8 protein-coding genes and 1 pseudogene are annotated in these 9,859 nt (G+C 67.4%); 8 read left to right on the top strand and 1 reads right to left on the bottom strand.

Annotated features, from left to right (window positions below; genetic code table 11):
• Positions 1-407: 407 nt before the first annotated feature.
• The 5 genes from ACIRFL_RS43055 to ACIRFL_RS43035 all read left to right on the top strand — a co-directional run bounded on the left by ACIRFL_RS43055 (position 408) and on the right by ACIRFL_RS43035 (position 4,530).
• Positions 408-839: a hypothetical protein gene (locus ACIRFL_RS43055; protein WP_404041027.1), complete on the top strand. Its 432-nt coding sequence runs from the start codon at positions 408-410 to the stop codon at positions 837-839.
• Entirely contained in the window at positions 836-2,923 is a 2,088-nt protein-coding gene (locus ACIRFL_RS43050) for a hypothetical protein (RefSeq protein ID WP_404041024.1), read from the top strand. Before ACIRFL_RS43055 ends, ACIRFL_RS43050 begins: the two co-directional genes overlap by 4 nt.
• 3 nt (positions 2,924-2,926) lie before the next feature.
• A complete protein-coding gene (locus ACIRFL_RS43045) occupies positions 2,927-3,694 on the top strand; it encodes a hypothetical protein (protein ID WP_404041021.1) in 768 nt (255 codons plus the stop codon).
• A 46-nt stretch (positions 3,695-3,740) separates the two neighbouring features.
• Positions 3,741-3,953, top strand: coding sequence for a hypothetical protein (locus ACIRFL_RS43040; RefSeq protein WP_404041018.1), 213 nt, complete (start codon positions 3,741-3,743; stop codon positions 3,951-3,953).
• A gap of 76 nt (positions 3,954-4,029) precedes the next feature.
• Complete coding sequence (locus tag ACIRFL_RS43035) at positions 4,030-4,530, top strand: hypothetical protein (protein ID WP_404041015.1); 501 nt, start codon at positions 4,030-4,032, stop codon at positions 4,528-4,530.
• 486 nt (positions 4,531-5,016) lie between these two features.
• Here ACIRFL_RS43035 and ACIRFL_RS43030 read toward each other — a convergent pair whose 3' ends face one another.
• A complete protein-coding gene (locus ACIRFL_RS43030; protein ID WP_404041012.1) occupies positions 5,017-6,153 on the bottom strand; it encodes a hypothetical protein in 1,137 nt (378 codons plus the stop codon).
• A gap of 196 nt (positions 6,154-6,349) precedes the next feature.
• Between ACIRFL_RS43030 and ACIRFL_RS43025 the strand changes: the two genes are divergently transcribed.
• From ACIRFL_RS43025 to ACIRFL_RS43015, 3 genes and pseudogenes are all read left to right on the top strand, one after another.
• On the top strand, positions 6,350-7,405 hold the full coding sequence (locus ACIRFL_RS43025; RefSeq protein ID WP_404041009.1) for a hypothetical protein: 1,056 nt from the start codon (positions 6,350-6,352) through the stop codon (positions 7,403-7,405).
• 76 nt (positions 7,406-7,481) lie between these two features.
• Positions 7,482-8,153: pseudogene (locus ACIRFL_RS43020) on the top strand (hypothetical protein); the annotation flags it as partial.
• 304 nt (positions 8,154-8,457) lie between these two features.
• A partial coding sequence (locus tag ACIRFL_RS43015; protein ID WP_404041006.1) for an NACHT domain-containing protein occupies positions 8,458-9,859 on the top strand: 1,402 nt, incomplete at its 3' end.

Here is a 9,859-nt window from a genome sequence, read left to right as displayed (position 1 = left end):
GCAGTTCTGCCATCTGTTCAGAGGAGAGATCCATACCTGACTCAACGATCACAGAAGCCTCAGGTTCCATGAACAGGATCACGAGACACTAGCCGACTCCCGGGGCTGACATCTGCCCACTGCGCCCACTTCAGGACAATCACCCAAAGCGATCCATTGGCCAAATAACCTCGCACCTCACTCGCGAACAGACCGTTTTGCCGGGGTTTTCGCCACCGGGCCTCCCATGCGCCTCACCGCCCCCACGAGGACTGACCGGTTCCGACCAGTTGAGAATTACGCGTTCAGATATGTGGCAAATACTTTCGATTGCCGACCCCTGCATAGACATCCACCCTGATGTGTCGAATATGCCGCCGACCCCTGCGCGCCTCGCCGAACAGGGGATATGACCATGGGGGGACGCGTTGGACATCATGCAGGTCGCGGGCCTGGGGGCCGGAGCTCTGGTCTCTGAGATGGCCAAGAGCACGTGGGATTCCATGCGAGCCGCTGTGGCCCGGCTCTTCCGGCGCGGTGGAGAGGAAAGCGCCGCGCAGGAGCTGCGGTTGATCGACGCGGCGCAGCAACGGCTTGTCGACAGCTCGGAGAGCGAGCGCGGGTCAGTGGAGGACCGGCTGCGCAACGAGCTGATGATCCAGCTGGCGGCGTTCCTGCAGAAGCATCCGGACGCGGCGCAGGATCTTCAGGATCTGGTTGACCAGGTCAAGGGAGCCAACAACGGTGACGGGGCACGGACGAGCGTCCACGGCAACACCAACAGCCAGGTCGTCATCTCCGGTGGCGACATCAACGCCTCGGGCGGCTTCCACTACCGCGCTCCGGAGCAGAGCCGGTGAGCGAGGAGATCATTCCCGGGGCCGTAACGCCTCCGCCGCCTCCCTCCGGTGCCCCGCCGGCGCCCGGCCAGCAGGTGCAGATCCGCGACAACCAGAACTCGAAGATCATCGTGGCCGCGGGCTCCGTCACGATGACGAGCAAACCGCCGCTGCGGGTTACCGACATCCCGCCGAGCGAACTCGACGCCGTAAGACGGGCGTGGGTGGAGCTGAGCGTGCGAGACGAAAGGGTGCGGACGGCATCCGACGCGATCGAGCGGCTTACCGGGGGCGGGCCTCGGCTGGCCGTCATCGCAGGCCCTCCCGGATACGGCAAACGCGCTTCCGGCATCAAGGCGTCGTGGGAGGTCTCACAGGCGGAGGAACGCTCCCGGGGTAAGGCGCTGAAGCTCCAGGCGATCGCGCCCGACTGGGAGAGGCCCGGTTTCCCGGACATCGCCGAGATGCCTGACGAGCCGGGAAGGTGTTACCTGCTTGACGTGGCCGCGGAGATCAGCTCCTGGCACAAGCCCGGCCTCGTCGCCGAACAACTGGTGAGTTACGCAGAGCAATTGAAGTTCTCGGGCTCCTTCCTCGTCGTGATCGCCGACGAACACGGGTGGCCCGAGGACCTGTCGGGAGCCGTCGCCGGCGTCGTCGTCCGCGCCACGGTCCGGCCATCCCCGCACCGCGTGGCCAGAGCACATCTGCAGTACGTGCACCACCTGCCGGACAGAATCCGTTGGCTCGACACCGCGCCGGCAGCGGAAGGCTCGGCCGCCGAGGCCGGGCATCTGCTGACCGACAGCAGCCGTCCCGACGATGCCGCCCGACTGGCCGCCAAGCTCGCCTCCGCGGAGGACTCCCCAGAGGGCCTCAAGAACGCCCTGAGCTCCTTTCGGGAGTGGCGAACCGATGTAAAGAACGTCTTCACGGAGACCGAGGACAAGCCCGACGACCGCGCCTTGCTCATCTCCTCGCTGTTCCTCAACGGCACGGACGCGCTCACCATCCAGAACAGCGCCCGAACATTGCTGGGCGAAGAACCGGAGACGAACGTCCGCACCATCCTGACCGGGCCCGATCTGACCACCCGGCTGACGAAGATGGGTGCCGAGATCAACGGACGGACGGTCTCTCTCGATCACAAATCTGGATACGCCCGTGCCGTCCTGCTCCACCTGTGGCAGCAGCGGGCCGACATCCACCCCCATCTGTTGCACTGGCTGGACACCATCACCGCGCCCAAGGGGGCCGGGGCCGACCGGCTGGCCGCGATCGGCGACCTCCTGGTCGAACTGGCCGTCGCGGAAAACGACATCCGTGTCGTCAAGCAGATCCACGCCTGGATCGACAAGGGCGCCGATAGCGCTGAGCACCGCAAGTTGATCGCCCGTGTCCTGACCATCGCCGCAGAGGCGGACACGCTGGGAGCGCAGGTCCGTGCCCTGCTGTTGGACTCAGCCCAGGACGAATCGGAGGCCGTCGCGACTGTCGTCGCGCTGGTCTGCCAGGGCGAGTTCGCCGAGCACTACCCGCGTCAGGCCCTCGTCCGCCTGCGGCACATCCTCGACCGGCCAGAGACAGACGAGGCCGTACGGACAGCGCAGGAGGCGCTGCGGGACATCGCCGCGCGCGAGGGCCAGCTGCCACGGGTGTGGAGCACAGTCATCAAGTGGGCGACTGAGAAGAAGCACCTGGCCGGGCACCGGGCCTTCTTGTCGCTGCTGGATCCACGCGTGGACCCGTACGTTCTGCAGGTCATGCTGGCAGCAGCCGAACAGAAGGAGGACGTCAAAGAAGCGCTCCTGGACGGCTGGAACGCGGCCTTGGCCGACACCCGGGTCGAGGCCGAATGCCGGCAGCTACTGACCGCCTGGGCCGAGGCGCGGAAGACAGCAGGCATGCCGACCGAGCTCCTGACGGACCTCCTCAATCAGATCATGCTGGGGCACCTGGTCGCCTCTCCGGTCTCTGCGCTCATCTTCGGCGAACCCGGAGTCGCTGACGGCGAGGCGGTCGTCGAACTACGCAAGGACCTCCGGTTGCCTCCGGTGCTCTCGTCTCTGATCGCAACGCGCGAGCACGTCTCGGCGGAGTCCTGATCGATGACCTCAACACGATGGTCGCGCCGCCGTGCGCGCAAAGCGGTGCGGCGCAGCCTGACCCGCTTCGAGGTCCGGCTGCGCAGCACCTGTCCTGGGATCGGCTTCACCGCCCGGATCACGGCCACGGTGCTCACCGAACCGCCCTATCCCAACCCGGTCGAGGAGATCGCAGGGACAGTGCGCACCACGCTCAGAAACGCCGCGAACGAGGTCTCGAAGACGTGCGACCCGGCCGACCTCGCCTCGGCACGGGACATCTGCGGCCAGCACCTCGCCCGAGTCCGTCGGCTACCCACGGACCCTCCTGTCGAGTTCACAGCCGAGCTCACACTCGACCTGCTGCCGGACGACCGGGCCGCAGTGGCCGCGCTTCTGACCGCTCAACGACGACAGGCCGTGACCGACCTCCTGCGACAGCAGACGACCAACGCCCTCGCCGCCGAACTGGCCGACCCCGCAACCCTGTTGGCGCGATGGATCGAGCGCGACAACGCAGACTGGGCCCAACTCCCGGATTTCGCCGAGAAGGTGGACACGGTCACGGAGGTGTTCGCCCGACATCGCCCCGAGGACGAACGGAGCGTCGAGCACGAGGCCGTCGAGGTGCTGCGCGAATTCCTCGCCAGCTTCCCTGACCACGCCCAGAAACGCATGCTGTACACCCTTTTGGCCGCGGGCATGGACAGCGTCCAGCGGCCGCACCACGCCGCGAAGGCCCAAGCCTTGGTCAATGGGTTCGCCGCGGCGGAACCGGAGGGTGCGTCATGAGTGGGGCGGCTGCTATCCGCCTCGGTCTCGCGGGTGCGGTGGTCCGGTGAGCACGTCGGTGTGGCGATGGCTGCTCTCGCCCTGGACCAGCTGGCGGGCGTGGCAGTTGGTACGGGCCAGCCAAGGCAACCTCTCCTTCGACGCGGCCTGGCGGCGCACCAGGCTCGAACAGCACCCGGACGAGATGCCCTACCAGCAGCACGGCCATCTCGCGGCAGACAACGAGATCGACGACCCCACCGCCCGACAACAGCAGTGAGTCGGAATATGCCCTACGAGAGGCGAGTGACGACGGCGGGCCACCCGTGCACGGAAGGCACGGCATCATGGCCTCCATGACCGACCATCGCCGTGTTGGGGGCGATCACAAGCGAGACGACGTGCATGAGTACGAATCGTTGTCCGCCGCCCAGGTGCTGCAGGCGCGCTACCGCAGCCGCCTGCCCCTTCGGCTGGATGACCTCGCGGGCCCTCGCCAAGGCACCGTCGAGTTGCCCCTGCACGTGGTCTGGTCCAGCTGCAACAGCTACCCCCTGGAGTCACCCAAGGCCCGGATGGATCTCTATCGCGTCGTGCTCGCTGAAGGACAGCAGCAGGATCTGATCGATTTCCTCAAGCTTGACGGAGTCCGCCCGGCTCGGCACCAGTCTCGGCTGCCTGCGCACCCCGATGGACACCGCAACTTCCGTTTTGTTCGGCGCGGTCCCGACAACCACGGTGTCGTCCACACCGCTGACGGAGCGCGCCTGGAAGCGGATCCGGACCGGCGTCACGGCATCCCCCAGACCGGGCACGGGGTTCCGGTCAGCAGATGCGACAACAGCACCGCTCCGTAGCGGTACTCCAGGACGGTCCCACCTCCCCCGGTGGAGTAGGGGCCAGCGTCCACCGGCCCCGGCGATGCGTCCTGCTGCAACCCGGCGCGCGGGCAGCGCGGCCGGGGTGCCCATACGGCGGCGGTAGGACATGTCCCTCCCGGTGTGATCCGTGACAGCCGGCGCTCGGGGCCAGCGCGATCGAGGGGCCCGCGACGCGCACGCACGGCGTGCGTGAATCGACCGCATCGGCGCGCCGGTGGCGCGCTGCCCCCGCCTGGGCAACGCGCCACCGTGCAGTCGGTTGCCGGCTCTCTGATACGGCCAGTGACCGAGCCCCATGGTGTCCGCCGTGCACCGGTGAGCTTGGCTGGTGCTTCCGCTTCCGTCCCCCACGTACAGGGGCACGGACGCTGTGGCGCGGGCCGCCGGACGACCTGGGGAGCGAAGGCGTCGCGGGGTTCGTCGCGGTCAGCGGGGATCGGTCAGGTGCGTCTGCGGGCAGGCTCACATCAGCCGGTCGCGGTGATGGGCGGCGGTGTCTCGGACGAGCTGGGCGAAGTGTTCGCGGCTGCGCCTCTGGTGCTGCTCGGCCTGTTCGTCGTCCCATTCCTCCACGTCGTCAGCACCCGGATCATCGTCGTGGTTGAGGTCGTTGTACTCACTGTGGAGGAGCCAGCAGCCGTGGATGCCGGTGAGGAGGTCTTCGAGGAGGTCTCGTGCGGGGCGCTGGGGATCGAGTGGAGTCAGCCGCAAGGCGACGTCGGTGAGGTCGGGTTCGTCCTCACCGATGTACTCGGTGAGCGTTTCCCCCAGTTCCTCAAGCTGTTCCCGCAGCGCGGTGGGGTCGGGCAGCACACCGTCGGTGACGTGCATGGCATGCCTGACAAGGCTCGTGACGGCGTCGTGCGGAGAGACGCCGTCGTTGATGAGACCGAGGACGAGGGTGGGCGTCTGGTGGGGGAGAGCCTCGATGTTGTCGGCTTCGAGGACCACCTGAATGGGGTTGAGCCCGGATGCCTCGCCGGCAACCTCGGCTGCTGCGGCTAGCCAGTGGGCTGCCGCGACGGCGGCCGCGGTCGGATCGATACTGACGAAAAGCTCGTCAGGGCCGAAGGGATCCTGATGCAGGAGGTGATCGGCGGCGGCGACCTGGACGGGGGAGGCGTCCTCACGGCTGAGCAGAACGGCCTGTTGAGCGCGGCCGCTGAGGTCACCGAGCTCGGCGCTTTCCACGGCCGCGAGTTCCACGGCGGCCTCGGCGGCAACGGTCTTCACGAGCTGAGGATCGTCGAGCTGGTGCAGAGCACGCCCCACACGGTGAGCGGATTCGAGAAGGCTGCTGTAGGAGACCACCATGGTGCCACCACTGGGGAGGTTCGGCCGGGTGATCGCGTCGAGGACCTCAGTGAACCGCTTGCGCTCCTCATCACGGCGCCAACCCTCGCTGTTGGGTTCCAGGGAGTCGGCGGCGCTGGCGGGGTGCGTGTAGGTGCGCCATGCGGCGCTTGAAAGCTGCGTGAGCGCCCGGGCCAGGGCCAGGAGGCTGCCGGTGTCGGCGCCGGCCGGCAGAGTGGCGATGCCAGCGGCCAGGTCGCCCTCGCCCGTACACCAGGTGGCGATCAACTCGTGCCGGTCCGGCACGACACAGTAGCGGGTCATGAAGCTGCTCCTCCGCGAACAGGCGCTGCATGATGTCCTGCTGAGCCTATGAGACGGGCCCTTGAGCCAACGGCGGGTGACCGCGGCTGCTCGACATCGCTGATCGCAGTTCCGGGCAACAACCGGCCCGTCGTGAAGCAGAATCAACCGATCACCGTGTGACGAGAAAGGCCGTCCCATGAGCCACAGCGCGACGTTCCTGCGGGCGGCGCATGCCGGGCAGGCTGCCCTTGCCCGCGGTTGGCTGGCCTCGCCACTTCCCTCGGCTGATGCTCCCGTACCAGAGTCGGTCGCTCAGGTGGACGTGGCAGTCCTGAACCTGCAAGACGGACTTCGTGAGCTGCAACTGGCGGCCACCCCCCACGTCACGGCGGCCGCACAGGACCTCTGCACGGCAGTCCGAGCTGCCGCCGATGCCCAATTTGACCTGCACATACGGAACGCCGGCAGCGCCGAGCGCCTGTGCGCTCTCGACGACGCAGCCTTCACCCGGCACACCGACGCCGTCAGACAAGCACTCGAAGCTTTCGTCGCAGCTGCCCACCGAGAGGGAGTGTCGGTGACGGCCGCGGCTTCCGACCGGGCCAAGGCCGCGCGTACAGCCCAAGCGGTGCAGCCGGATGCTGCCTGGCTGGCCCATCTGTCCCGGCGCATGCCGATGCGCCGCATCCCCGACTTCGTCACCGAGGCAGTCGACGCCGCCCTGCAGGCACTGCGGCGCGACGTCATCGACTTCGTCGACCCCGAACTCAACACAGCTCATCACCGCTTCGTGGATGCACTTGCCCGGCTCGACGACGAGATCGGTGGGACGTTCACCCCCGATCATGATGCCGCCTACAGCGAGGTCCCGCCGGAGTGGCGGCGCACCGACCCAGAGCAGTATGCCCAGACACTGCGCGATCTTTCCCGGGCCCGCGATACCGTACTTGACCGTTATAGGGAGCTGATGAACGCCATGAGCCGAAGAGGCCACCTGCCCACGCCGCAAGAACCCCAGCCAGGCTCTTCGGTTCAGATCACCGCCGGAGACAACTCGCCCGTCACGGTGAATGCCCCCTACGCGTACGCCTCCCACGGCGGCAACGCGAGCGCCGGCCAGCCGGCACCAGCAGACCAGGCCGCCGCGGCCACATCTGTGCCCTGGTATCGCAGCGGCATCTTCTGGGGTGCCGTGAGCGCTTTGGGAACGGTCGCCGGCGTTGTCGTCGCCTACCTCGCCCTGGGTAAATGACCGAGCCCACCCGCCAGGGGGTGCAGCCCCTGGAACAGCTGGAGCAAGGCGTCCTCGATGACAGCGCCCGCTCGCTGGACTGCTGCGCCTCGCGCTCGTTATCGGCGGTCACGCCGCCTCCCAGCCCTTGAAGCAGTGGGCCCTCAACGAACTCGAAGGCTACGGAGGCAAACCCGCCACCAGCGTTCCCAACTACCGGCGCCCGCATGCGCCCATTCAAGCCGACTCACACTCGCTGACCTGGCAACGTCACGGTGAAACCATCAGCGCCCTGCACCTCCCCGAGATCACACGGGGAAGAATCAACGAAGAAGTGACCATCACGTTCGGCGTCGGCCAACTGCAGAACCTGATCGACCGGACCCCTCCCGGCCAGGCAGTCCACCTCAGCCTCCCCGGCGCCGCCGAACTTCGGACGCTGATGAGCGCGATGGACAGGTATCGCAGCCGAGCCATCGTCATCGACGATCTGTACTGGGCAGTCTCACCCTCCGTACTGCACGACATTCTCGACCAAGTCCGCACCTGCCTCACGCAGTTCGTCGCCGAACTGCGTTCCGCGATGCCGGCCGGAGCCGGCACACCCACCCCTGAACAGGTACATCGGGCCGTCCAGAACATCAACATCACGACGGGCGACAACTCCCCCGTCATCCTCACCGCTCCACTCGCCCACGCCGACAACGGCGCCGCAGCCAGCGCAGAAGTAGGCGCACCGCGGCGCTGGTGGCAGCGACAACAGCGTTAACACGATCACGCTCCATACAGCCAGCCTGCGGCGCACAACCGCTGGCCGCAGCTGGGCTCGCGGGTACCAGCTGGCTCCCACCTGGCAGTCGGACGCGAGCCCCGGGGCCTCGGTTGCCAACGGCTCCGCGCGCCTGCGACCAGGACACCAGCCCGGCCGCTCGCTCCCTGACCGGCGACGGCTGCGCTATGGCTTCTGCAAGGATGAGGAAGAGATCGCAGGAGGAATGACGGTGGAACCGGCAGTTGTGGGCAGTGTGGTCGGACGCGTGGCAGCGGCGTTCGTGACGAGGTCGTCTGCTCCGGTGACGGGAGACACCCCGCCACCGTCCTGGTCGGAGGAGTCCGACGAGCGCGGCGGTCTCCTGATCAAGGACGGCGCCGGCGAGGCGGTCGCTCTGCTGACCCAGGACCAGGTCGCCCAGGTATCGCACTTCCTCGAGCAGCCCGAGATCGTCGCCCTGTCGCAGTTTCTGTTCATCGCCCGGCTCGGTCTCAGATCCCGCCGGGAGCTGTCCGAACTCGAGCAGGAGTACGAGGAGACCTTCACAGCCCGGGCCGAGGACTTCTGCGATGAACACGGATACACCTGGGCGGGGCTCGCCGGCGCGCTCTGGCAGCTCGCCCTGGCGTATATGGAGAGTGTCTTCCCGCTCGATGACAGCATCACCGCGACGCTCAGTGCCGTAGATCTGGAGAAGGTCACCGCCTACATTGGAGCCGCGCCGAAGGTGGCAGGCGGTGACGCTCCGCCCAACGCCGCTTTCCGGGACATCGTCGACATCCTCGGGGCCCCGGCACGGATCAAGAGGGCGCGTGAGGCGCTGGCGGACATCCGAGCCGCATCGGAACGCCGCTACGCCGAACTCAGCCTCTCCCACACCTTCAGCCACACCAGCGAGGCGTCCCGCTTTGACCACGAGGTGCTGTATGTGCAGCGCAACCTGCGCAAGCGCGGTTCGGACGAGTTCCGCGACGACTCCTTCCTGGTCTCTCCCCTGAGCCGGCCGCGCTGCGTCGTCCTGGGGAACCCGGGCGTCGGCAAGAGCACCATGACCCAAAACCTCGTCCACCAGCTCTCCCGCTCCGACTCCCGCATCGCCTACGCGCCTCTCGTGGTGTCCTGCAAGGACGTCCCGGGAGCCGACGGGGCCGCGTACATACTGTCGGCGATCACCCGGCTGCTGCGCGAGAACCTGCAACTGGAGATGCCAGAGGAAGCCATCGGGGACCCGGCCACCCTCGTCCGCTCCTTCGTGATCTTCGACGGTATCGACGAGATCGTCGATGTCGGACGGCGCATGACCTTCGTGCGCACCATCGAGGCCTTCGCCAACCGCTTCCCGCTCATCCCGATCCTCATCACGGCCCGGCGCGTCGGCTACAACAAGGCGCCCTTCGACACCCGCCACTTCGACATCTACGAGCTGGACGACTTCTCCCTGGAACAGGTGGGCCAGTACACAGAGAAATGGTTCGCGGCCACGGGACGACCGGAGCAAGACCGCCTGGCCTTCCTGCGGGAGACGGAAAACGTCCCCGACATCCGCACCAACCCCCTCATGCTCTCCCTGCTGTGCGCCCTGTACCGCGCCCGCGGGTACATCCCGCGCGATGGCGTCTCTCGCCGTGGTGTAGCCGATCAATGTTGGGGTGTGCGCGGGCTCGCTCTGGGCGCACACCTGCAGATGGCTTCTGCTCCCTGCG

It is taken from the genome of Streptomyces sp. NPDC102462, from assembly GCF_044765425.1.
Lineage (GTDB): Bacteria > Actinomycetota > Actinomycetes > Streptomycetales > Streptomycetaceae > Streptomyces.
Note: the sequence above shows the minus strand (reverse complement) of the source record. Positions and strands in the feature narration are given on the sequence as shown.